The organism is Acinetobacter radioresistens DSM 6976 = NBRC 102413 = CIP 103788 (assembly GCF_006757745.1).
Lineage (GTDB): Bacteria > Pseudomonadota > Gammaproteobacteria > Pseudomonadales > Moraxellaceae > Acinetobacter > Acinetobacter radioresistens.
The window spans coordinates 1,854,074-1,877,657 of record NZ_AP019740.1; the positions used below are offsets into that span (position 1 = coordinate 1,854,074).

Below are 23,584 nucleotides of genomic sequence, written 5' to 3' on the forward strand. Positions count from 1 at the left end.
TCATTCATGACCTAAATAAACGTGAATATTGGGTTTCATGTGCCATACTCAGCATGGCATATTGCGGCAAACTGCTACTCAGTTCATCATCCTGTAGTGTTAAAGCCTGCTCTACCGCCTGCGGGATCAGTTTATGCAGCTGCCATAGAATGCGCTGGCCACTCATCTGTCCAAGTGGAATAGTCTTGACTGCTGCCAGTACCTGATTTTCCAGAACACTAAAGCTATAAGCAGTTAAGACATCAGCTATATTTAGTTGTAGTTGGCCACATAACTGGGCATATACCGGAACAAAACCAAACTGTTTTTTAACAGTTACTGGAAGTTTTAGAACATCTCGTATCCAGGCATTTAGGGAAAACGCCAGTTGCTGTGACTCCGCCAGCAATTCTCTGCTTTCACGACTGGCACGATATAAGTTTGCCCAGTATAAAAATTGCTCTTCATTGGCGTAAAACTGTATCAGGCGTTGAAGTACGGGCAATTCAAAGCGTACTAGCAGCATTTCAAGTACTTCTTCAAAATAGGCAATACTAGAAACTTCATCATGAATAAAGCCCTGATCAATCGCACTTTCCACCCCCTGCGAATAGCAGTAAGCGCCTACCGGCAAGGCTGTAGAAGAGAGTGTTAGCAGTTTGAGAAGCTGGCTGGCATTAGTGATGGCCATGAGCATGTAAAGCTTTAATTGGACTTAGACGATGTTCATGACTGTGTTGTGCATAGGCACCACTTTCTGGTTCAAAAGGATGCTCGATCTCAGCAACGGTTAGACCCAGTCCTGTAACCATTTCTGCCAGCACATGGTCAGGTTCAAAATATAAAGCGCTAGGTGTGAGCATCAGCGGAACATGACGGTTACCTAGGTGATAGGCTGCTTTTACCAAATCAAAGTCGCTCTGGGCGATCACCTGCATCAAATGTTCAGGTTTGGCATCTATACGCAAAATATCACCCTGCTCTGTGGCAATAAATGAACCACTTCTTAAAATACCTGTACGAGGTAAATCTGCACCAATATCGATACCTGAATTTAAGGTCGCACGAAAACGGCTTTTTTGACGGGTATCAAATGTCAGCTCAACAATTTCAAAGGAACTGTTATGTTGAATAGTCTCTAATCGCTGGGTATAGATTTTCATGCTTATCCTTTTTAAAGCAAAGATCCCTAACAATTGAATGTTTCATGATTCTCATATCAACTGTCAGTAGTTTTACGCCTCAAAATTAAGCATTTTTCGTGCCAATAAGGTTTTTATTGGTGCATTTATTTCCTGAACTCCCCAATTAATTTAGCAAGTTGTTCCATTCCATCAAATGTAGTCGGAATTTTATCGTCAGAAGACACAAGTGGTGAGAAGATTATGTTCTCAAACTTTTCAAAACCAGATGAGTTTTTCTTATGTAACTTTTCAGAGTCTTCTGCATAGTTATAAATAAATTGGCAGAGCGCCATTCGTAGTTCAAGTTGCATCATTTGAGATTGAACCGAACGAACATGCTGTAGTCCTACTCTCACGAAATAAAAAACAATAATCATGAATGTAGTAACGGGTAATGATAAATAAATAATAAATTTAAGTCCTTGCTCACCTAAACTAAAATATAAAAAGCGCGAGTGAGCATAACGGCGTAAAAAATAACATTGCACCAAAAGCAGAATATCCCTCCTTCCTACTTTTCAATTCCTCTTTTTTCTGTTCATAGCGTTGCTTAAACCACTTATTTAAAAGAACAAAATCATATTTAGTTTTATATTCTTCAAGTTTATTTTCTAAATTTTCTACTTCATCTCGCTTAGTTTCGAATGTACTATTCCAAGTATTGATAGCATTATTAGCTTCATTTAACTTACTATTTAATTCCGCTACATTTTTAATTTCATTTGAATGAAATAACTCTTTAAAAATTTGGAATGGTAAATCTCTTTCAGCAAATCCAACATAGCGTCTAAAATTGGGATTATTGGAATATTTGGTATTAACAAAGTCAATAACGCTGCCCACTTCCAAAGAAATTGAATTACTCAATCCACCTAGAATAAAAGTTAGTTCAGAAAAATAGATATTAATTAAATTTAAACTGATGTCGAATAGATAGATTAAATCAGATTCTAAATTACTATTTTTATATTTCTTGAGGGCTTGATCTACGACTTTTACGAAATCTGATACAGGTTGTTTCCTCGAATATTCGATATATTGATCATAATCACTTAAATCAAGATTCGTGTTAAAAACGCGGGTTGCAGTTAGAAAATGGTTGGCTAAGTTTTTAATACTTTCTGCGTACGTCTCATCTTCTATTATGCTCCTTGCCAGTGATTCGACTTAATCAAATTTAAGTTTAAATTCCTGACTTTCAAATTTAAAAGCCATCTTCACCCTCAATTATTTTAATAGTAAAGATGGCATATTGATCTAAATTACCATTTAAAACAAGAAGTAACGCTGCGCCATTGGTAACACTTCCGCAGGTTCACACGTCAGTAATTCCCCATCTGCCCGTACATCGTAAATTTCCGGGTCTACTTCCATCACAGGACAGTAAGTATTTAGCTTCATATCCGCTTTAGTGAGGTTACGTGTTTCTTTGCATGGACTGATGAGCTTTTTTAGTCCCAATTTTTTATGTACACCTCTCTCAATTGCTACTTGTGACAAGAAGGTAATACAGGTATTGTGCACACCTCGTGGAAATGCCCCGAACATTGGGCGGTAATGTACAGGCTGCGGGGTTGGAATAGAGGCATTAATATCGCCCATGGGCGCAGCAGCAATCATGCCGCCTTTAATAATCATGGAAGGTTTCACCCCAAAAAATGCCGGTTTCCACAGTACCAGATCAGCCAGCTTACCGACTTCTATTGAGCCGATTTCATGGCTTAATCCATGTGTAATTGCCGGATTAATTGTATATTTTGCGATGTAGCGTTTTACACGGTTATTGTCATGACTGGGATTATCGCCTTCTAATGTACCGCGTTGTACTTTCATTTTGTGCGCGGTTTGCCAGGTACGGATAATAACTTCACCTACACGACCCATGGCTTGCGAGTCTGATGACATCATGGCAATTGCGCCCAAGTCTTGCAGAATATCTTCTGCTGCAATGGTTTCACGACGTATACGGCTTTCTGCAAAGGCTACATCTTCAGCAATAGCCGGGTCGAGATGATGGCAGACCATCAGCATGTCCAGATGCTCATCAATAGTATTTATCGTATAAGGCCGGGTCGGGTTAGTAGAAGATGGTAGAACATTCGGCTGCCCGATTGCTTTTAAAATGTCTGGAGCATGTCCACCACCCGCACCTTCGGTATGGTAAGTGTGAATCGTACGATCTTTAAATGCTGCCAGGGTCTCTTCCAGAAATCCGCTTTCATTTAAAGTATCGGTATGTATGGCGACCTGTACATCATAATTTTCTGCTACAGTTAGACAGTTATCGATGGCCGCTGGCGTTGATCCCCAATCCTCATGAAGTTTTAAGCCCACCACACCGGCTTGGATCTGCTCGGCAACTGGTTCCGGTTTGCTTAAGTTACCTTTACCCAGTAAACCAATATTCATGGGCAAATCATCAATGGCCTGCAACATGGTCGAGATATGCCATGGCCCTGGAGTAACAGTAGTTGCCGAAGTACCGGCTGCAGGCCCGGTTCCACCACCAATCATAGTGGTTATACCTGACATGAGTGCAGTTTCTACCTGCTGCGGACAAATCCAGTGAATATGCGTATCAACTCCCCCTGCAGTCAGAATCTGCCCTTCACCTGCGATCACTTCAGTTGCTGCTCCTAAAGGAATAGTAATGTTGGGTTGAATATCCGGGTTACCAGCCTTACCAATTTTCCAGATCCGGCCATTTTTTAGACCGACATCAGCCTTAATAATTCCCCACCAGTCGACAATTAACGCATTAGTAATTATGGTATCGGCCACCTCCTCTGCTAGCAGCTGCGATTGCCCCATTCCATCACGAATGACTTTACCACCGCCAAACTTGACCTCTTCGCCATAGGTAGTCAGGTCTTGTTCGACTTCAATAAACAGTTCGGTATCCGCCAAACGAACCCGGTCACCGAGTGTTGGACCAAACATTTCCGCATAGGCACGGCGTGACATTTTCATTTTTTGTGTTCCTGTTCTTCCAGCTTGCCCATTACACGACCCGCAAACCCGTATACTTCACGCTTGCCTGCCAGCGCAACCAGCTCTATAGAGCGGCTTTGACCGGGTTCAAAACGCACTGCTGTACCCGCAGCAATATTGAGCCGGTAGCCTTTTGTGGCTTCCCGGTTAAATTGCAATGCATCATTCGCTTCATAAAAATGAAAATGTGAACCCACCTGAACTGGACGGTCTCCGGCATTTGCTACAGTGATTTTCAAGGTCTGACGACCGACATTCATTTCAATGTCGAGGTCAGGGGTAAAAATTTCACCCGGAATCATATTGCTCTCCTAGACAATCGGTTGATGGACAGTCACAAGCTTGGAGCCATCTGGAAACGTTGCCTCTACCTGCACTTCCGCGATCATTTCCGGTATACCTTCCATGACATCTGCGCGTGTAAGCAAGGTAGTGCCATAGTGCATCAGGTCACTTACCGTCATACCGTCACGTGCACCTTCAAGTAATGCTGCTGAAATAAAAGCAATTGCTTCAGGATAGTTCAGCTTTACCCCCCGTGCCTTACGACGTTCTGCTACCAAGCCAGCAGTAAAAATCAATAATTTGTCTTTTTCAGTAGGGTTGAGTTCCATATCTCTTTCCTAAAATTCTTCACAAATGTCATGCAATATATATGCAAGTTTTTTTAGAATGCGCAGGCTTGAAGATTATTTAACTGTCAGGTTTTCCAGATTCGTGGAAACTCTTCATTCAGGTCAAACCAGTAAAGTCGCAGCCGGGCACGGATTGCCGCAAAGGCATCATGGCACTGACGGACATCATCCCCCAGATAACGGGCACAAATCACATCATTGAGCAGAGTTAAAGTTACTGGTGTATCCATACGCATCATCAGCTCACGGATCAGATCAAGGTGTTGATCCAGATAAAAGCTGGTTCTAAATTTTTCAGGTGCTATAGCCCAGAAACTTCCCATAGCTGCACGATTATTCATTCCCAGACACGAGCTAAGCCAGCGGTCATTCCCCTTAAAGTTCAGGCTATCTGCGACCAGTAACTGCTCATTTCTTAACAGTTTAAAGCGGTTCTGAAACAGGCCTTCAGTAAACCGTTCATCTCGCGCCTGGCGCCCAATCACCAGCATATCCCAGCCAATAAAGCTGGCATTGTTCTTTAGTTGAACTGTGGTTTCAGTGTGTGCCCATGCTCCATTGAACAGCATGGTTTCTTGAGGAACCCATTCAAAAATTGCATTATTTTCAACCTGAATCTGAATATGCTGGAAAGCCTGTTTCGCATTGGTCTTGTACCATTTTCCGGCACCAGGAGTAGTAACCAAGGCATGTGCTTCTTCATCCACATGAATCTTGAAAGTCAGATGATCGCCCCCGGCAATTCCTGCAGGCGGATGCACAATAATGACATGACACACTCCAGTTTTTTCTGGCCATAACATTTTTTGCACCCTAATTGGTCCAAAATGCCAACGATGCTGTAAAATAGTGCGGTCCTGTGCTGCTTTAAAACCCAATTCCAGACGTGCAAACCAGCGAGCAGATTCATCGGGCTTATCTTCATTCAAAAACTGCATTTTCTTAAAACTTTTAATAAGATCATCTGGAAAAATGCAAAAACTGCACCAAAATGTGCTGAAGAGATAATTTTTATATTAAGCAATGAGAGAAATGAGCAGATTATAAGCTAGTAAAACAGTATTTAAATTAAAATGTATGATTAAAAAATCATCAGGTTATAGCATCTATAACAGTAGCTATAACCTGAAAAATTTAAAAAAGATTTAAGGCATGGATGAATTGATATACTAGAAATAACTTCGTTTAAGTGGACGCTGGGCTGCCAGTTTTCTCCGGTAAGCTTTAAACTGCAGTGTAATCCCAATAAAAATAACGATTAATGCCGCTCCACCTGTAGAAATAACCAGAACACGATATTGCTCTATAAAAGTCATGGCAATTAAAGATGCAACAATAAAAGCAATCACCAGATAGCTTAACCACGGAAAAAACCACATTTTGAGTTTGATTTCCTGACCTTCGCGTTCCATTTTCCGGCGTAGTCTGAGCTGAGAAATAGCAATCACCAGATAAACCAGCATCGCGATCATACCCGTGGTGTTCATGAGTATATCCAGAATTTCTCTGGGTTTAAGTGCATCAAAAAAATTCATCAGTGCAATAGCAAATGCCACTACACAAGAGGCCAATACAGCAAATACTGGTGTACCATTTTTACGGGTTTTTTGAAACAGGGTGGGTGCATCTCCTCGCTTTGAAAGCGAATACAACATGCGTGATGCGGTATAGTGACCTGAAACAAAACAGCTGCTGACCGATGTCAGTACTACGAAGTTCATGATCCACTTGGTTGCAGGAATACCTAATATTTCAAAAGTACGGCGGTATGCTCCATAACCTGTCTGGCTAAGCAAAGGATCATTCCATGGAACAATACAGACAATCAAGAAGATTGAGCCAATATAAAACAGGCAGATCCGCCAGACTACAGATTTAATAGCGCGCTTGGTTTGTTCTACCGGATTTTTAGATTCTGACGCGGCAATCGTTACAATTTCTGCGCCTAAAAATGAAAACATGACCCCCAGTAAAGCAACAATGACCGGCCCCAAACCATTGGGCATAAAGCCGCCATGAGTGCTAAGATTGCTTAAGCCGCTGACGCCACCCACTGGCCATAACCGGGAAATTGCCAATATACCCAAAACAATGAACAGGACAATTGCAATCACTTTAATTAGAGCAAACCAGAACTCTACCTCACCATATTTACTCACCCGCATAAAATTGATGGCAGTCAGAGTAATCGTCATCATCAGGGTAAATACATTTACACTGAGTAAGGGAAACCATTCATGCAGGATTAATCCTGCCACATAAGCTTCCCACGCCATCAGCAGCACCCAGAACCACCAGTACAGCCAACCGATCGTAAAGCCCGCCCAGCGCCCGATGGCACGTTCTGCATAAGTCGAAAAAGAACCGGTATCGGGTGAGGTGGCCGCCATTTCACCCAGCATGCGCATAATAAATACCACCAGAGCTCCACCGGCACAGTAAGCCAGTATTACTGCCGGACCAGCTGCTGCGATAATGCTACCTGAGCCAACAAATAAAGCAGCGCCAATAACACCGGCAATTGACATCATGGTGAGGTGTCTGGTTTTTAATGAATCACTTAACTGATTCGAAGATTCTTTTTTATTTATCTGCATCTTGTATTCATTCCATGAATTTTTTAATGGTTGCAAATAGATAGCGACTTAAAAAATTTCAAGATTCAGCAAACTGTACATTAGTCCTGAAATAAAAATGCCATATCTACACCTTACGAAATTGTTTTGCTTGAATTGAAGAGTCCAGAGTTTATAGCCAGCAATTAAAATGAATAATGATCTTGATCAATCAGATTTATTTATACACATTAGCTTTAGAGTTTAAGGAAACTATAGTCAGGTTAGAGACTTACTTTAAAAATCAGAGGTATTTAGCTCGTGTCACTTAAACTATAGCCGCCACCACACTAAAAATACTCGATATTGCCAAACAGCATTCAATCTTTGCTTCTGACTTTATTTTTTAGATTCATTATTTAATATTCTCTGCAAGTACAAGTTTTTACTCATGTACATGGTACGTTCGCCACCACTTGTTTTAATACATCTGGCCCTATCGACCTAAACAATATGGCGTGTTTATCCAGAGCCTGCGAGTACCATTTTTTAAAATTTGTCAGGAGCCAATTTATATTTCTGATCATCAAGTTAAGGTACCGATTTAATATATGAAAACCAGGCTTAATATTTTTTATATTTTAAAATTTATTGCTTTGATTTTTAGAATTAAACATAACTATAGGCATGAATAATTGAAGAATAGAATTACTTATATTCTTTGAATATAACCTGACCTTGCACGTTTAAAACAGACTGTTAAATGCCTCTTATCTCATTTATCAGCTAAGAGGCACCTTAACATTTTAGCGACTGATATGGATTGCCTGTTTCTTGGTAAATAAAAGTAGGCCATCCAATCCAAATGAATAACCCAAGCCGGAAAGTTTCCAACCACCAAATGGTGCAGCAGGTGACAGGTCAGCATGACTGTTAATCCACACCGTACCGCATTCTAGCTGATTGGCAATCTCTTGAGCTTTTTCAATATTTTGGCTCCAGACTGAACCGCCGAGCCCGAAAGAGCTTTGATTGGCGCGCTGGATCACATCATCTATCTCACTAAACTTTATAATAGGTAAAACCGGACCAAATTGCTCTTCATCTACCAGTGCCACACCTTCTCTTAGGTTTGCAATCAAAGTCGGTGCAATATAATAGCCGTTTTCTGGCAGTACTGGTGCCTGAGTAAGCAGTTCTCCACCCTGAGCAATCGCATCCTCAATAAGCGCCTTAACTTTATTAAACTGCATACGGTTTTGTACCGGACCAAAAGTTGTGTTTTCTTCTTGTCCATTACCCACAACCTGCCGTTCAGCTATTTCTACCAGTTTATGTATTAAGTCCTCATAAATATTTTCATGCACATATAAGCGCTTTAATGCGGCACAAGTCTGGCCAGCATTTAAAAACGCCGAGCCAAAAATTTTCTCGGCCGTGCTATCTACGTCAATATCGTCTAGTACGATTCCTACATCATTACCACCCAATTCCAGTACTACACCTTTAAGTGTATTAACCGAATGGCTCAAAATACTCTGCCCGGTACGTGTCGAACCGGTAAATGTAACTTTGGCGATATCAGGATGCTCACTGAGAACCTGCCCGACTTTACCTGTGCCAAGTACTACGCTACACACGCCTTTTGGTACATGACGGTTAATAATTTCTACCAGTTTGACTGTACTTAAAGGAGTATATTCTGAGGGTTTATTGACAATACAGTTTTTAGTTTTTAAGGCCGGAAACAGATGCCAGACTGCAATCATAAACGGCCAGTTCCATGGTGTAATCGATGCGACCACACCAAGTGGGCGGTTATAAACCTGAATAGTTTTACCACCAGGTTCCTGAATAGTTTCAACTGGTATTTCAAGACTGGCGATGTATTCAATCCAGCTAGCACCTGCTTCTACCTCAAACTCTGCCAAGCCTAATGGCTTTCCCTGCTCCAAGGTAATTAACCGGGCAATTTCTTTTTTTTCCTGACGGATATCATTCGCAATTTTACTAAAACTGTTATTAATTTCCTTATCAGAAATATTTTTCCATTGCTTGAAAGCTTCAGTAGCAGCCTGAACTGCCTGATTGACCTGCTCTGGGGTTGCACTGGCTATTTCCGTGATTACTTCTTCATTAGCTGGATTCAGCACTTTAAAAGTTTCTGCTGATCCTTGAATATTCTCACCGTTAATAATGACATGAGTATTCATACTACCATCCTGGTTAGTGTTATAAAAATTACTAAATTGAGCAATTTAAGAATTGATAAAAATTTTCCAGATTTCAAAATAAATCACTTTTGCTTTAATATCCTTATTTTAGGATTTAAATTAATTCATCTTATTATTTAAATACCTTTTATTTAAGCGTTGGACCTATTACATTATGCATAAATTTATTATAAATAATGTAATTAAATTTTAAAATAAATTATTAAATTTTAATAAGGTCAGTATGCTTAGGCTATTATAAAGACGTGAAGATCTTACCTAAACTGTTCATAATTCAGATAAGACAAAATAACAGAACAAGTTAAATATAAAATTAAAAACTTTTTAAAGTTCAATCAGGTCTTTAAGCATTTCTTTAAAGAGTTCGCGTTGCTCTTCTGTATATTTTGAAAATACTTCCTGTTGATGACTTTCAGAAATCCGGTAGAGCATATTGGCCACACTCTTTCCGTGTTCCGTAAGTACATAAGTAGTCTCGGTTTCAATAAGCAAACCTTTTTGGGCTAAAATCTCGGCTGCCTGTTCAACCTCGGCAATCGGCATAGCGACTTCATGCTGCAGTGCACTTTTACTACTGGCAGTTTTACTGTCCAATACAAGTAATAAACGTGCTTCACTGGTCCGAAAACCTGTAGCCTGCTGTTTGGGTTGATAGTCGCTTTCATAGGCTCGCACTGCCTGAGTTAGCAAGTAGTACATGTTATGATATAAACGGCCAGGAAAACTATCTTCTCTGGACTCAACAGGCGTATTCAAACTCGGATGAGGCAGTACCGCAGAATAAACACCTTGATGATAAAGTAAAGGAGAACGGCCATAGTCATGAAACTTAACCACTTTACCCAGAATGATCCAGTGATCACCCCCTTCAACAATATCAAATTTTTCACACTCCAGCACAGCGGAACAGTTTTTTAATAAAGGTGCTTTACCGGCACCCATGTCAAAATCGACTCCAGCAAAACGGTCCTCTGCACGGCGGGCAAAATTATTGGAAAATTCAATTTGAGCCGCAGATAAAATATTGACCGCGAAATGACTGGCTTGTGAAAAGATCCGGTAACTTGAAGAGTTTTTATCGATACTCCATAGAATCAATGCTGGGTCAAGTGAGACAGAGTTAAAACTGTTAGCTGTTACGCCAACTTTTTCACCTTGACTATTCTGAGCAGTCATTACAGTGACACCGGTTGCAAAATTACCCAGTGCCCGGCGAAAGGCTTTAGTATCAATAACAGGGGCTGTGTTAATTGTGTTCATAACGTTCAGTCTAATTTCTCCCTGTTATTGTAACGTTAAATAGTTTCCTGGACAGGCCTTATACTCATGATTTCATCATGAAATATCAGGCTATCATAAAACTATACGATTACATTCTCAAAGAAATTGCCAGAAACTGACTAGATACCCATGCACAAGTATTTAAGTTCCTGGTAGTCTTCGATCCCATATTTAGAACCTTCACGGCCACAACCCGACTCCTTTATTCCACCAAAAGGTGCAACTTCAGTAGAAATTAAACCTTCATTTATACCGACCATACCGTATTCAAGAGCTTCGCTTACACGCCAGGCCCGACTTAGATTTTGCGTATAAATATAAGAAGCTAAGCCAAATTCAGTATCATTCGCCATACGGATAGCTTCTGCTTCTTCGGTAAATCTAAAAACTGGTGCTAGTGGTCCAAAGGTTTCATCTTGTGCGACTTGCATATCTGGGGTTACATCAGTTAAGACGGTTGGCTCAAAAAATGTCTGACCTAATTGATGCCGCTGCCCACCATAAATGACTTTAGCTCCTTTGGAGGTTGCATCATCAATATGTTGCTGAACTTTTTCAACTGCCTTTTCATTAATCAGCGGGCCTTGTTCTGCACCCGGTTCAAAAGCAGGAGCAACTTTGAGTTTTGCTACAGCAGCGGCAAGCTTTTCAACAAAAGTATCATAAATACTGTTTTGAACCAGAATACGGTTGGTACATACACAGGTCTGGCCACTATTACGGAATTTTGATGCTATCGCTCCCTCAACTGCTTTATCCAGATCTGCATCCTCAAAGACAATAAATGGTGCATTACCACCTAATTCCATACTGATTTTTTTCATGGTTGAAGAGCATTGCTGCATCAGTAATTTACCAATGGCGGTCGAACCGGTAAAAGATACCTTACGCACCAGAGGATGCTGAGTCAGGATTCCACCTATTTCACGGGCACTGCCAGTCACTACATTGATTACACCTTTTGGAATTCCGGCTTCTTCAGCCAGAGCGACCAGAGCTAGTGCAGAAAGTGGAGTTTCAGAAGCTGGTTTAATCACGACAGTACAGCCTGCCGCCAATGCCGGACCAACTTTACGGGTAATCATGGCATTGGGGAAATTCCAAGGTGTAATTGCAGCCACTACGCCAACTGGCTGACGAATCACAAGCAGGCGACGTCCCTGCTTATCATGGGGAATCACATCACCATAAGTGCGTTTAGCCTCTTCAGCAAACCATTCGATAAAGCTTGCACCATACAGAATTTCCCCCCGACTTTCGGTCATTGGTTTACCCTGTTCCGTGCTTAGAATTATCGCGAGATCTTCCTGATGTTCAATCATCAGCTGGTACCATTTTTTTAGCAGGATTGAACGTTCTTTTGCAGTGGTCTGTTTCCAGCTTTGTAGTGCCTGATCAGCTGCTTCTACTGCTTTTACTACCTGCTGTTCACTAACAGAAGGTACATGAGCAATGGTTTCACCAGTAGCCGGGTTTATTACGGCAAAACTTTTATTCTGCTCTGCTTCTAGCCATTGACCATCAATAAATACCTGTTGTTTAAATAAACCAGAATTTTTTAATTGCACTAATACACTCCCTGATAAACGCTTAAACACTTTAATGGCTTGGTTTCTCTTCAATGTTTAAATACGGTTGTTTTAACAATTATTTCATAATTTTTTTTAGAAATATTTTTTTTAGACTAACTAAGACAAATTTTGTACCAAACCTCAATCGAGTCACTATGTGTTTTTTATAAAAGATATTTTTAGAATTTTAAGACTAATATAAAACATGAAATGTAATAAAAAAAATTTTAATGCTGCTTGGCCAGAACCAGAATTTTCAGATGAGTTTAAGTTCTGGCATTACTAGTCTTTATGAGTTTCTTCCTGTTATAGGTAGAGCTCTTGAGCAAAATTAATTAAAGAAGTTAAGAGGGATTTTCAGATAACGTACCCCATTTGCCTCCGGTTCTGGTAATTGTCCTCCATCCATATTGATCTGAATCGCTGGCAAGATTAGTTTAGGCATAGATAATTTGGCATCGCGCTGGGTGCGCATAGTTACAAAATCCTGTTTGCGGGTATTTTCCTGAATATGGACATTGCCATGTTTCTGCGCACCAATGGTCGTTTCATGTACAAACTCATCCCGGCCTTCTGGCTTGTAGTCATGACACAGGAATACCCGGGTATGATCAGGTAATTGATATAAAGCCTGTACCGAATCAAACAGCTGTTCAGCACTGCCGTTTGGAAAGTCGCAACGTGCTGTACCGTAGTCTGGCATGAATAAGGTATCTCCTACGAAAACAGCATCACCGATGACATAACTCAGGCAGGCAGGTGTATGCCCCGGTGTCGGAATATTGTAGGCTTCAAGTTCGCCAATTTTGAACTTTTCACCATCTTCAAACAGATAATCAAAAGGATGATGAACCTTAAAATATTCAGGCTCAAAATTATAAATTTTGCTAAAAGTCTCCTGCACTACAGAGATTTTTTTACTCATGGCAATTTTGCCACCTGCACTACTTTGAATATATGGCGCAGCTGTCATGTGATCAGCATGCACATGTGTTTCAAGAATCCATTCAACCGTTAAGCCCTGCTGTTTAATATAATGCAAAATTTCATCAGCCTGCTGGTAATGCATGGAAGCTGAAGCTGCATCATAATTCATTACACTGTCAATGACAGCACAGTGCTTTGTGACAGGATCAGTAACTACATAACTGAAAGTATTGGTATCATTATCAAAAAATGCCTTAACCAGAGGTTTTATTGTCATGATATTCGCTCTCCTATCCAAACCATTTGCGATGAACAAATACACCAGCTAGCATCGCTAAAATAAAATAGAGTGATTCATAATGGCCAAGGCCGATCAGGGTCAGTCCTGGTGCAGGACAAATTCCAGCTATACCCCAGCCCATACCAAAAATCAGCGCACCCATGATGAGTTTAGAATCAATTTTTTGATTGGTGGGTAGTTCTATTGTTTCATGGAATACAGTTTTAGGCTCGGCAGAACGTAGCGCTTTCTGAAACGGAATAATGGCCACTAAAATGGCACCTATCATCACAAAAGCCAGACTTGGGTCCCATGTACCAGTGATATCCAGAAAATCCAGTACTTTTTCAGGATTAGCCATTCCTGAAATACTCAGCCCAAGCGCAAAAATACTACCAAATATAAAGGCCAAAATATTTTTCATGACTGTATTCTCAGAACGTGCCGAAGCAGATAAACCGTGATAAAACCTGCGAGCATGAAGCTTAATGTAGCAACCATTGAGCGTCTGGAAAGCCTGCTAATACCACAGATACCATGACCACTAGTACAGCCAGAACCTAGACGGGTACCAAAGCCCACTAATAACCCGGCGATAATCATCATCCAGGGCGAAGCATTCAATTCAATCTCTGGTACTACAAATAAGCTATATAGAAAAGGCGTTAATATAAGGCCCAGCAAAAACCAGAGAGCCGGTGTTTTCCATAAAGTAGCGGGATCAAGTACCTGTGCAATCAGCCCACTGATACCAGCGATCCGGCCATTGACCCACAGGTAGCCGATCACCGAACAGCCAAGTAATGCTCCACCAAGTAGGGCAAGCCAATAGTCCTGAATCATAGATTCACCAAATAACAATATATATTTTTATATAATATAAATATATATTTTAATCAATTATTAAATCTTAATAATTTCCTATATATTTGTTATATCTATTTTTTTAATAAAACTTGGAATAAATAGAAATTTATAATGAGTTTATTCGTTTTTTATGACTAGTTTGCTTGAAAATGAATAACAAAACTGTTCATAGCGTCTTGTTTTTAAGACAGGCATAATACAATTAAATATTTAGCCTCCCCTATGAATAGAAGTGCACGTTAGAAAAATTTTACTCTCCTGTTTTGTGAGCATAGTCAGTACTAGCGCTTTGGCAAATGCTAGTTTTCTGCCTGCCGCACAGGCCTTCCAGCTCAAGGCTGAATCAGTTTCACAAAAAGAAGCCCTGCTACAATGGAATATTGCACCACATTATTATTTGTATCATAACCAGTTCAAGGTTATGGTTGGCCAGCAGCCATTAAACATTGAACTGCCTAAAGGTACAAAGAAAAATGATCCAACCTTTGGAATTACAGAGGTTCATTATCATCAGGTTGCAGCTAAAATTCAGGTGAAGCCAAAGACCAGTTATCAGATCAGCTGGCAGGGCTGCTCGGCAGACGGGCTGTGTTATCCGGTACAACGCACTACCTTGACCACTGATCAGGATGGACTTTTTCCGCAGTTACAGTCTCAAAAAAACGGCTTGCTACAGCTTGGTAATACTCAGGCTTCATTTACAGGTAGCGAACCGGCACAACAAAATCCGACGCTTGTTAGCCGTGAGGATATTGATTCATCTTCTGATGCAGGGCAGTCCTCAACTTATAAAGCTCAACAGCTAGAAGTTATAAATACCAATACAGATCAATCTATTAGTTCTAAAAATACTTCAGATAGCTCTTTTTTCTGGTCAAATCAATGGAATAATGATCAGGTATTTTTAAATCTTTTCTCGCAGGATTCCTGGCTACTTAATCTGTTGATCTTTTTTATTTTTGGAATACTTCTGGCTTTCCTGCCCTGTTCTTTACCTTTAATTCCGATTCTGTCAGGCATTATCGTGCAGCGTAAAAAAGGTTACCGGGCTATTCCTATCGCTACAGCATTCGTTGTCAGTATGGCATTGGTTTATGCATTAATGGGCATGCTGGTGGCTGGGGTTGGTTACAGTTTTCAGCGCTGGTTTCAAAGTCCACCGGTGATTATTGGCTTTGCACTGCTATTTGTAGTATTTGCATTCAATCTGCTTGGCCTGTTTCAGCTGTCTCTACCCCAAGGTATTTTGCAGCGTTTGGACCGTATCCAGAACCGGCAGACTGGCGGAACCATTTACGGCGCTGCTGTGATGGGGGTCCTTTCAGCCCTGATTGTTGGCCCATGCATGAGTGCGCCTTTAGCTGGTTCACTCTTATTTGTTTCACAGACACAAAGTCCATTATTGGGCGGTCTGTACCTGTTTATGCTCGGCCTGGGTATCGGTCTGCCATTATTTATTGCTGCAGTATTTGGTGCCCGCTTCCTGCCTAGACCCGGACTGTGGATGGAGCGTCTCAAATTCAGCTTTGGCTTTATTATGCTGATGATGGCAGTATATTTTATCCGGCCTCTACTCTCTCTGACATTATATTATTCTCTGTTTGCAGGTTTACTGTTGGCCCTCGCACTTTATCTGGGCTGGATCACCCGAAAGCAGAACAAGGGGCAAGCCAAGATTTTGACCTGCTTGTTGGCAGCGTTATTGATTGGCGTAAGTGGATGGAATATAAAAAATGCTCTGTCATCTTTAAATGCCGAACAACATGCCTCTGAACTTCATGCATGGCAGATAGTACGAAATGCTGAAGAATTAAATCAAGTACTGGCCAAAGCTCGTCAAATTCAGCGTCCTATCGTGATTGATGTGTATGCGGACTGGTGTGTTGCTTGCCAGCCTATCGAGCGCGATATTACGCCACGTGCAGATGTACAAGGAGCATTAAAATCATGGCAAAGAATCAAACTTGACCTGTCTCATTATCAGCCTTCTCAGGATGAGATTTTATCTGAACGGGAAATTCTGGGGCCTCCAACGGTTCTATTTTTACAGCCGGATGGGCAAGAAAAACGTGAGCTTCGGCTAACCGGTGCCTTTAATGCCGAGCAGCTCATTCGTCAGCTCAGGCATACAGAGAATTAATTTGAATCTTAAAACGGTAAAGTTATTTGCTTATTTATATACTAATTTACAAATAGTTTTTTACTGTTAAATACCCAAACCTGATCAATCTATAGATCCTGTTTGGGTTTTTCTCACAATGGTTTTAGCATTTATCTACCGGTTAAAAGTTAACCCGGGAAGATGCCGCGACCTTTACGTGCAATCAGAATTCGTTCACATGCCAGAATATAGGCAGCGGTACGCAGAGTACATTTCTTGGCCTCAGCAGTATTCCAGACATCATGAATTGCTTGAATAAGCAGTTTATCCAAACGCTGATTAATTTCTTCTTCAGTCCAGAAGTAACTTGAAATATCCTGTACCCATTCAAAATAACTGACAGTTACCCCTCCGGCATTACAGATAACATCTGGCACCACCGTAATGCCCCGTTGCAGCAACACGTCATCAGCTTCAGGATAGGTCGGACCGTTTGCGCCTTCCAAAACCAGCTTGGCTTTTAATTTTTCAGCACGTTCAACAGTAATTTGTCCCTCAAGCGCTGCCGGAATCAGGATATCCATTTCAGCATCCCAAAACTCGTCATTAGTTATAGGCGTAGCACCTGGAAAACCGAGTACACCTGGATGCTCTTCCATATAAATTCGTAAAGCGTCCAGATCAATACCATTATTATTCAGGATCGTACCGGTATGGTCCTGAATACATACCACCTTGGCATTTGCCTGTGCGAACAGATTTGCTGCTTCACTGCCCACATTACCAAACCCCTGTACGGCGACTTTAGCACCATCAATCGCCAGATTATTTTTTTTGGCAGCCTCACGTCCGGTAATATACACGCCACGGCCAGTGGCCTTGACACGTCCCAGCGACCCCCCTAAATGGACCGGTTTGCCCGTAACTACACCTGTCACTGTATAGCCCTTATTTGATGAATAAGTATCCATGATCCAGCCCATGACATTCTGGTTAGTGCCCACATCAGGAGCCGGAATATCTTTTTGTGGGCCAATAATATGGCCAATTTCACTGGTATAACGACGCGTTAACCGTTCCAGTTCACGGGTTGATAAAGCGCGCGGATCAACTCGAATCCCGCCTTTGGCACCACCAAAAGGCAGATTGACTACAGCTGTTTTAATGGTCATCCAGGCAGCCAGCGCGGTGACTTCATTCAGATCCACATCTGGATGGTAACGAATACCTCCTTTCCCCGGACCGCGGGACAGATTATGTTGTACCCGGTAGCCCTCAAAATGCCGAATGGTTCCGTCATCCATTACAATGGGCACATCGACAATAAGAGCACGTTTGGGACGTTTTAAAGTATCAATATAATCAGCAAGATGTTGCAGATATGGAGCCACCCGATCAATCTGGGCCAGATAGGTATTCCAGGCGCCTGCCTCTTCATTAATATAAGAAAGATTAGACATAACTGTTTCCTTCAGGAAATTCTAATGTGCATGGGAGAAGTTCTTATAGTGGTGGACTTCTATATAGAAGTGAAGAACCTTTAACATATATCAACATAGCCCGAGAGATGAAAAAATTTTCCACCACTCAGGCTATGTGATATTTTTGAATTTTAGTTACTTATATCAACACATAAATATTTCATTTCCAGGTATTCATCAATCCCATGCTGCGAGCCTTCGCGCCCCAGCCCTGACTGTTTTATACCACCGAAAGGAGCAACTTCTGTTGAAATCAGGCCAGTATTGATGCCTACCATGCCGTATTCCAGCGCTTCCCCCACACGCCACTGCCGGGCTGTACTTTGTGTAAACAGGTAAGCAGCTAACCCGAATTCTGTGTTGTTTGCCATCTGGATTACCTCTTCTTCAGTACTAAAACTGAATAATGGAGCCAGTGGACCAAAAGTTTCTTCACGAGAAATTTTCATTTCCTGAGTGACACCAGTTAAAACGGTTGGCTCAAAAAATGTGCTGGTTTGATTTAGCCGTTTGCCGCCTGTACGGATGCTTGCACCTTTGCTAACGGCATCTTCAATGTGCGACTGGACCTTCTCAATTGCAGCTTCGTCAATCAGTGGGCCTTGTGTTATTTCAGACTGTCGGCCGTCACCCACTTTTAACCTGGCAACTTCAGCAATCACACGTTCACTGATTGCATCATAAATACCTTCCTGTATATAAATACGGTTTGCACATACACAGGTCTGGCCGCTGTTACGGAATTTGCTAGCCATTATTCCCTTTACAGCCTGATCCAGATTGGCATCATCAAATACAATAACCGGCGCATTCCCCCCAAGTTCGAGTGACAGCTTTTTAATTGTTGGCGCACACTGTTTCATGAGAATGCGGCCGACCTCGGTTGAACCGGTAAAGCTCAGCTTGCGGACAACGTCGCTTTCGCATAAAGTCTGGCCAACTTCAATTGATTCGCCGCTCAGTGTAATCATGACATCTTTTGGAATACCTGCCTGTAATGCCAGAACCTCCAGTGCATAAGCACTAAGTGGCGTCTGTTCTGCTGGCTTAATCAGCATTGAACAACCCGCAGCAAGTGCTGGTCCTACCTTGCGGGTAATCATGGCGGCCGGAAAGTTCCAGGGTGTAATTGCCGCTGTTACTCCGATTGGCTGTTTAATTACCAGTAACCGTTGCTGTGCCTGAGATGATGTCAAAACCTCTCCATCTACACGACGAGCCTGCTCAGCAAACCAGCGGATGAAAGATGCAGCATAACTAATCTCGCCCCGTGCTTCTGACAGCGGTTTACCCTGTTCGGCAGTCAGGATCTGTGCCAGATCCTCCTGATGCTTGAGCATCAGGCGGTACCAGTTCCACAGTAGATCAGCTTTTTGCAGGGCAGTCTGCTGTTTCCAGACAGCCTGTGCCTGTTCAGCACGTTGAATAGCATTTTCTATAGCCGCACGGTCATAAGTTCTGACCCAAGCCAGCTGTTCTCCTGTAGCAGCATCCTGTACACAGATATAATGATCAGCTGAAGGCTGGGTAAAAGTGATGTCGGGATGGTCCAGTAAATACTGTAAATTTTGCTGGATCATGCAGAGCGCTCCAGATTTTGCTGGGTGACTGCTGTGAAACCGGCTTTCAGAATATCCAGAGCTTTCTGGAACTGTTCAGCCGGAATAGTGAGTGGATATAGAAAACGGATAACATTCGCTGATTTACCACAAGTCAGCAGCAAAAGACCTTGGCTCATGGCATATTCCTGAATCGCTTTTGCCTGCTCAGCATATTCAAGCTCTACCGCGACCATAGAACCCAGACCACGTATATCCTGAATCATGGAGCTGGTAACTTTAAGCTGTTCCAGGGTTTTGATGAGCTGTGAACCCAGTACATGTGCACGCTCGCAAAGCTGTTCTTCTTCGATCACATCAATTACTGCATGTGCAGCCGCTACAGCCAGCGGATTACCGGCATAAGTACCGCCCAGTCCTCCCGGGTTCGGTGCATCCATTATTTCGGCACGACCCACTACGCCAGAAATCGGGAAGCCACCGCCGAGGCTTTTAGCCATAGTAATCATATCGGCCTTGATACTGTAATGTTGCATAGCAAACAGTTGTCCGGTACGGGCAAAACCGGTCTGCACTTCATCGGCTATCAGTAAAATACCGTGCTGGTCGCAGAGCTCACGCAAACGCACCAGAAATTCCTGAGGTGCGACATTGAAACCACCTTCCCCCTGCACCGGTTCAAGTACAATAGCGGCAACATCTTGAGGTACCATGTCAGTACTGAAAATATTTTCAATGCTTTCCATTGCATCGTCCACACTGATTCCCTGTGACTGCGATGGATAGCGGCCATGGAATACACCTGCCGGCATGACACCAAAATCACGTTTATAAGGTGCTGTTTTACCCGTCATTGCCATAGTCATAAAAGTACGGCCATGAAAACCGCCACTAAATGTGATAATGCCATAACGACCAGTGGCAGCCCGGGCAATTTTGACTGCATTTTCTACAGCTTCTGCACCTGTGGTAAAGAAAGCTGTTTTTGCCGGCCCTTCAATAGGCGCACGCTGGTTAATACGCTCAGCTAAAGATACATAACTTTCATAAGGCGCAACCTGGTATGCCGTATGAGTAAATTTTCCGAGCTGTTCAGTTACTGCTGCAATCACTTTCGGATGGCGATGACCAGTGTTCAGTACGGCAATCCCGCCTGCAAAGTCAGTATATTCACGCCCATCCATGTCCCACAGAGTGGCGTTCTCTGCACGTTCTACATACCATGAGCACATAATGCCTACACCGCGTGGAGTGGCCTGCTGCTTGCGGCTGTTAATATCAGTATGTTTAGAATCCATTTTTTGTACCTCATTTTTATTTAAGCACCGTCAGTTCCTGCTCTAGGCTTGTCTGACGACTGATGACTGCTTTAATCTCACCCTTTTACCCCATTCTGACGAGAGCCATTTCTTGTTCTTCTTTAGGAGCCAATCTGTTTTGCTATAAAAAATAGAGAATCTTAATAGGTTAGATAAAAAAATTATTTTCCCTTCAAGGTTATGTTAGGTTTTTAAAAATTAAGTTAATCTTTTTAGTTACTTACTAATTACTAAAATAATTAGATAAATTTTTTTGCTTACTCCTGCTTTTATTTCTTTTTAAAAAAATAATTTGACAGTTTAAATAAAACATAATACATATAGTTTTATATGTAATATTTTATAACCAAGGAAGAGTAAAAAATGACGACTGTAAAACTAAAACATTTTATTAATAGTGAATATTCTGAACCGCAAGACAATAATTATTTTGATCTGATCAGTCCGGTAACTGGAGAACTATATGCACAGTCGCCTAATGCAACTGAAGCAGAAGTAGATGCCGCTTATGCTGCTGCTAAAGAAGCATTTAAAACCTGGGGACGGACTACGCCCTCTGCACGCCAGAAAGCTTTACTAAGCCTGGCCGATGCTATTGAAACCAATGCAGACCGCCTAATTGAAGCACAGAGCCGTAATACTGGACAGCTTAAGCATCTGATCGCTTCTGAAGAAGTAGCAATATGTGCGGACCAGATCCGCTTTTTTGCAGGCGCAGCACGTTTACTGGAAGGGACAGCAACATCTGAATATCTGGAAGGCTTAACGTCCAGTATCCGCCGTGAGCCAGTGGGTGTAGTCGGTCAGGTAACACCCTGGAACTATCCACTCATGATGGCTGTCTGGAAAATTGCACCTGCACTGGCTGCAGGCAATACCGTTGTGCTTAAACCTAGCGATACCACACCGGAAAGCACTTTACTGCTGGCAGAAATTGCAGCACCATTCTTTCCAAAAGGCGCTTTTAACGTGGTGTTAGGCAAGGCAGATGTAGGCTCCAAGGTGGTTTCACATAAAGTTCCAGCCTTAGTATCGATTACCGGTTCAGTGCGTGCCGGTTTACAGGTGGCAGCCTCTGCTGCGGCCAATCTTGCCAAGGCTCACCTGGAACTTGGAGGTAAAGCTCCGGTTCTGGTTTTTGAAGATGCCGACCTCGAAAAAGCGGCTGAGATGATAGCCATGACCGGCTTTTTTAATGCCGGGCAAGACTGTACCGCCGCAACCCGAGTAATTGTATCTGAAGCAGTACATGACGAATTTGTGCAGAAACTGGTGGCTGCTGCAAAGAACACTCGGTTCGGTGAACCAGATGATGAAAATGCCTTATATGGCCCACTCAATAATGCCAACCAGCTTAAACATGTGACAGGCTTTATTGAACGTCTGCCCTCACATGCCAAAATTGAAACTGGTGGTCGTCATGCTGACCGTCCAGGCTATTATTTTGAACCTACAGTTATTACTGGTCTGCAACAGCAGGATGAAGTAATTCAAAATGAAATTTTTGGTCCAGTGATTACCGTACAAAAATTTAGTGATGAAACGGATGCCATTTATAAAGCCAATGACGTTGAATATGGCTTGGCTTCAAGTGTATGGACCAGAGATCACGGGCGTGCTACACGTCTCAGCCGCGAACTTGATTTTGGTACAGTATGGGTCAACACGCATATTCCGCTGACTGCTGAAATGCCACACGGCGGCTTCAAAAAATCAGGTTATGGTAAAGACCTGTCAGGTTACGGTTTTGAAGAATATACCCGTATCAAGCACGTAATGAGTTCAAATGACTAGTCAGGCTGGAGCCAAACATGAATCAACAGGAAATTAAAGCACTGGTCGGAACTGCGCATCATGAACTGTTCAGCCTGCATGACACCAGTGCGCTTGAACGTTACTTCTCGGCAGACTTTATTGAACACTCGCCTCTGGTCGCAGATGGGCTTTCTGGTTTGCGTCAACTGGTACAAGACTGTCCAAATCTTAAACATGAAGCTGTTCGCATCTTGGCCGATGGCGATCTGGTCGCTATTCATGGACGCTTTGAAGGGCTAGATGAACAGCCACTGGTCGGTTTTGATATTTACCGGGTTAAAGATGGCAAAATTGTAGAACACTGGGACGGATTAGTCCCTGAAGCAGCAGCCAATCTTAGTGGCCGTACCCAGCTTGACGGGCCCACTGAGGTAGCAAAGACTGGTCAGGAAGAACATAACCGGTCACTGGTAAAAGAATTTTTTACCCGTACGCTGATCGAAGGTGATTATGAAGGCTTCAGAGATTATGCTAACGGCGAATTATTTCAGCAGCATAGCCCTGATATTGGTGACGGTACTGTGGCAGTGATCGATTTCCTCAACAAAATCCGTAACGAAGGTCAAGGTTTGCTATACTCGAAAATTCATCGCACCATTGCCGATGGCCAGTTTGTCTTGACCCACTCTGAAGGAAGTATTGCAGGTACACGTCATGCCTATTTTGAATTATGGCGTGTAGAAGACGGTAAAATCGTTGAACTCTGGGATGCAATTGCTCCAGTTCCCCAAGATGACCAGGCTGTACATCGCTATGGCGTATTTTAAAGATTAGCCGCTTCCTGAGCCGGGTATTTTATGCCTGG

General features: G+C 42.3%; 21 protein-coding genes. 3 read left to right on the forward strand and 18 right to left on the reverse strand.

Annotated features, from left to right (window positions below; translation table 11 throughout):
* Positions 1 to 4: 4 nt before the first annotated feature.
* From ACRAD_RS08660 to ACRAD_RS08730, 15 genes are all read right to left on the reverse strand, one after another.
* Positions 5 to 670: an urease accessory protein UreF gene (locus tag ACRAD_RS08660; RefSeq protein WP_005019664.1), complete on the reverse strand. Its 666-nt coding sequence runs from the start codon at positions 668 to 670 to the stop codon at positions 5 to 7.
* Positions 657 to 1,142 (reverse strand): urease accessory protein UreE, encoded by a 486-nt coding sequence (ureE, locus tag ACRAD_RS08665; protein ID WP_005019662.1) that lies wholly within the window; start codon positions 1,140 to 1,142, stop codon positions 657 to 659. Before ureE ends, ACRAD_RS08660 begins: the two co-directional genes overlap by 14 nt.
* A 125-nt stretch (positions 1,143 to 1,267) precedes the next feature.
* Positions 1,268 to 1,477: a hypothetical protein gene (locus ACRAD_RS08670; RefSeq protein WP_016801284.1), complete on the reverse strand. Its 210-nt coding sequence runs from the start codon at positions 1,475 to 1,477 to the stop codon at positions 1,268 to 1,270.
* Between the two features lie 121 nt (positions 1,478 to 1,598).
* Entirely contained in the window at positions 1,599 to 2,030 is a 432-nt protein-coding gene (locus tag ACRAD_RS08675) for a hypothetical protein (RefSeq protein ID WP_227548685.1), read from the reverse strand.
* 402 nt (positions 2,031 to 2,432) lie between these two features.
* On the reverse strand, positions 2,433 to 4,133 hold the full coding sequence (gene ureC, locus ACRAD_RS08680) for an urease subunit alpha (RefSeq protein WP_005026626.1): 1,701 nt from the start codon (positions 4,131 to 4,133) through the stop codon (positions 2,433 to 2,435).
* Entirely contained in the window at positions 4,130 to 4,456 is a 327-nt protein-coding gene (locus ACRAD_RS08685) for an urease subunit beta (protein ID WP_005019652.1), read from the reverse strand. Before ACRAD_RS08685 ends, ureC begins: the two co-directional genes overlap by 4 nt.
* 9 nt (positions 4,457 to 4,465) lie before the next feature.
* Positions 4,466 to 4,768: an urease subunit gamma gene (gene ureA / locus ACRAD_RS08690; RefSeq protein WP_005019651.1), complete on the reverse strand. Its 303-nt coding sequence runs from the start codon at positions 4,766 to 4,768 to the stop codon at positions 4,466 to 4,468.
* 86 nt (positions 4,769 to 4,854) lie between these two features.
* Positions 4,855 to 5,727 (reverse strand): urease accessory protein UreD, encoded by an 873-nt coding sequence (locus tag ACRAD_RS08695; protein WP_005026629.1) that lies wholly within the window; start codon positions 5,725 to 5,727, stop codon positions 4,855 to 4,857.
* A 231-nt stretch (positions 5,728 to 5,958) separates the two neighbouring features.
* Positions 5,959 to 7,386, reverse strand: coding sequence for an amino acid permease (locus ACRAD_RS08700; protein ID WP_016801283.1), 1,428 nt, complete (start codon positions 7,384 to 7,386; stop codon positions 5,959 to 5,961).
* Positions 7,387 to 8,150: 764 nt separating this feature from the next.
* Positions 8,151 to 9,557, reverse strand: coding sequence for an aldehyde dehydrogenase family protein (locus ACRAD_RS08705; RefSeq protein WP_005026633.1), 1,407 nt, complete (start codon positions 9,555 to 9,557; stop codon positions 8,151 to 8,153).
* 345 nt (positions 9,558 to 9,902) lie between these two features.
* Positions 9,903 to 10,838, reverse strand: coding sequence for a p-hydroxyphenylacetate 3-hydroxylase reductase component (locus ACRAD_RS08710; protein ID WP_005026635.1), 936 nt, complete (start codon positions 10,836 to 10,838; stop codon positions 9,903 to 9,905).
* 140 nt (positions 10,839 to 10,978) lie between these two features.
* On the reverse strand, positions 10,979 to 12,427 hold the full coding sequence (locus ACRAD_RS08715; RefSeq protein WP_005026637.1) for an NAD-dependent succinate-semialdehyde dehydrogenase: 1,449 nt from the start codon (positions 12,425 to 12,427) through the stop codon (positions 10,979 to 10,981).
* A gap of 334 nt (positions 12,428 to 12,761) precedes the next feature.
* Positions 12,762 to 13,634: an MBL fold metallo-hydrolase gene (locus ACRAD_RS08720; protein ID WP_005026638.1), complete on the reverse strand. Its 873-nt coding sequence runs from the start codon at positions 13,632 to 13,634 to the stop codon at positions 12,762 to 12,764.
* 13 nt (positions 13,635 to 13,647) lie between these two features.
* Positions 13,648 to 14,061: a DUF6691 family protein gene (locus tag ACRAD_RS08725; RefSeq protein ID WP_005019643.1), complete on the reverse strand. Its 414-nt coding sequence runs from the start codon at positions 14,059 to 14,061 to the stop codon at positions 13,648 to 13,650.
* The gene (locus ACRAD_RS08730; protein WP_005026639.1) at positions 14,058 to 14,480 is read right to left on the reverse strand and encodes a YeeE/YedE family protein; all 423 of its coding nucleotides are present in this window, start codon (positions 14,478 to 14,480) and stop codon (positions 14,058 to 14,060) included. The genes ACRAD_RS08725 and ACRAD_RS08730 overlap by 4 nt, the downstream gene beginning before the upstream one ends.
* A gap of 313 nt (positions 14,481 to 14,793) precedes the next feature.
* Between ACRAD_RS08730 and dsbD the strand changes: the two genes are divergently transcribed.
* On the forward strand, positions 14,794 to 16,644 hold the full coding sequence (gene dsbD, locus ACRAD_RS08735; protein WP_010700313.1) for a protein-disulfide reductase DsbD: 1,851 nt from the start codon (positions 14,794 to 14,796) through the stop codon (positions 16,642 to 16,644).
* 149 nt (positions 16,645 to 16,793) lie between these two features.
* On the opposite strand, the gene ACRAD_RS08740 is transcribed toward dsbD, so the two are convergent.
* The 3 genes from ACRAD_RS08740 to gabT form a co-directional block, all read right to left on the reverse strand.
* Positions 16,794 to 18,065 (reverse strand): Glu/Leu/Phe/Val family dehydrogenase, encoded by a 1,272-nt coding sequence (locus tag ACRAD_RS08740; RefSeq protein WP_005026647.1) that lies wholly within the window; start codon positions 18,063 to 18,065, stop codon positions 16,794 to 16,796.
* 152 nt (positions 18,066 to 18,217) lie between these two features.
* Positions 18,218 to 19,666 (reverse strand): NAD-dependent succinate-semialdehyde dehydrogenase, encoded by a 1,449-nt coding sequence (locus tag ACRAD_RS08745; RefSeq protein WP_005026654.1) that lies wholly within the window; start codon positions 19,664 to 19,666, stop codon positions 18,218 to 18,220.
* Positions 19,663 to 20,943: a 4-aminobutyrate--2-oxoglutarate transaminase gene (gene gabT / locus ACRAD_RS08750; RefSeq protein ID WP_005019631.1), complete on the reverse strand. Its 1,281-nt coding sequence runs from the start codon at positions 20,941 to 20,943 to the stop codon at positions 19,663 to 19,665. Before gabT ends, ACRAD_RS08745 begins: the two co-directional genes overlap by 4 nt.
* 384 nt (positions 20,944 to 21,327) lie before the next feature.
* On the opposite strand from gabT, the gene ACRAD_RS08755 reads away from it, so the two are divergent.
* Both ACRAD_RS08755 and ACRAD_RS08760 read left to right on the forward strand, forming a co-directional pair.
* Positions 21,328 to 22,758 carry a gamma-aminobutyraldehyde dehydrogenase gene (locus ACRAD_RS08755; protein WP_005026658.1) on the forward strand — a complete coding sequence of 477 codons (1,431 nt, stop codon included), beginning with the start codon at positions 21,328 to 21,330 and terminating at the stop codon, positions 22,756 to 22,758.
* A 17-nt stretch (positions 22,759 to 22,775) separates the two neighbouring features.
* Positions 22,776 to 23,546, forward strand: coding sequence for a nuclear transport factor 2 family protein (locus tag ACRAD_RS08760; RefSeq protein ID WP_005026659.1), 771 nt, complete (start codon positions 22,776 to 22,778; stop codon positions 23,544 to 23,546).
* Positions 23,547 to 23,584: the final 38 nt, after the last annotated feature.

Bases quoted from the DNA above. Each gene is read 5' to 3' on its own strand.
- ACRAD_RS08660 (WP_005019664.1), bottom strand. From the start codon at position 670: ATGGCCATCACTAATGCCAGCCAGCTTCTCAAACTGCTAACACTCTCT.
- ureE (WP_005019662.1), bottom strand. From the start codon at position 1,142: ATGAAAATCTATACCCAGCGATTAGAGACTATTCAACATAACAGTTCC.
- ACRAD_RS08670 (WP_016801284.1), bottom strand. From the start codon at position 1,477: ATGATGCAACTTGAACTACGAATGGCGCTCTGCCAATTTATTTATAAC.
- ureC (WP_005026626.1), bottom strand. From the start codon at position 4,133: ATGAAAATGTCACGCCGTGCCTATGCGGAAATGTTTGGTCCAACACTC.
- ACRAD_RS08685 (WP_005019652.1), bottom strand. From the start codon at position 4,456: ATGATTCCGGGTGAAATTTTTACCCCTGACCTCGACATTGAAATGAAT.
- ureA (WP_005019651.1), bottom strand. From the start codon at position 4,768: ATGGAACTCAACCCTACTGAAAAAGACAAATTATTGATTTTTACTGCT.
- ACRAD_RS08695 (WP_005026629.1), bottom strand. From the start codon at position 5,727: ATGCAGTTTTTGAATGAAGATAAGCCCGATGAATCTGCTCGCTGGTTT.
- ACRAD_RS08700 (WP_016801283.1), bottom strand. From the start codon at position 7,386: ATGCAGATAAATAAAAAAGAATCTTCGAATCAGTTAAGTGATTCATTA.
- ACRAD_RS08705 (WP_005026633.1), bottom strand. From the start codon at position 9,557: ATGAATACTCATGTCATTATTAACGGTGAGAATATTCAAGGATCAGCA.
- ACRAD_RS08710 (WP_005026635.1), bottom strand. From the start codon at position 10,838: ATGAACACAATTAACACAGCCCCTGTTATTGATACTAAAGCCTTTCGC.
- ACRAD_RS08720 (WP_005026638.1), bottom strand. From the start codon at position 13,634: ATGACAATAAAACCTCTGGTTAAGGCATTTTTTGATAATGATACCAAT.
- ACRAD_RS08725 (WP_005019643.1), bottom strand. From the start codon at position 14,061: ATGAAAAATATTTTGGCCTTTATATTTGGTAGTATTTTTGCGCTTGGG.
- ACRAD_RS08730 (WP_005026639.1), bottom strand. From the start codon at position 14,480: ATGATTCAGGACTATTGGCTTGCCCTACTTGGTGGAGCATTACTTGGC.
- ACRAD_RS08740 (WP_005026647.1), bottom strand. From the start codon at position 18,065: ATGTCTAATCTTTCTTATATTAATGAAGAGGCAGGCGCCTGGAATACC.
- ACRAD_RS08745 (WP_005026654.1), bottom strand. From the start codon at position 19,666: ATGATCCAGCAAAATTTACAGTATTTACTGGACCATCCCGACATCACT.
- gabT (WP_005019631.1), bottom strand. From the start codon at position 20,943: ATGGATTCTAAACATACTGATATTAACAGCCGCAAGCAGCAGGCCACT.
- ACRAD_RS08755 (WP_005026658.1), top strand. From the start codon at position 21,328: ATGACGACTGTAAAACTAAAACATTTTATTAATAGTGAATATTCTGAA.
- ACRAD_RS08760 (WP_005026659.1), top strand. From the start codon at position 22,776: ATGAATCAACAGGAAATTAAAGCACTGGTCGGAACTGCGCATCATGAA.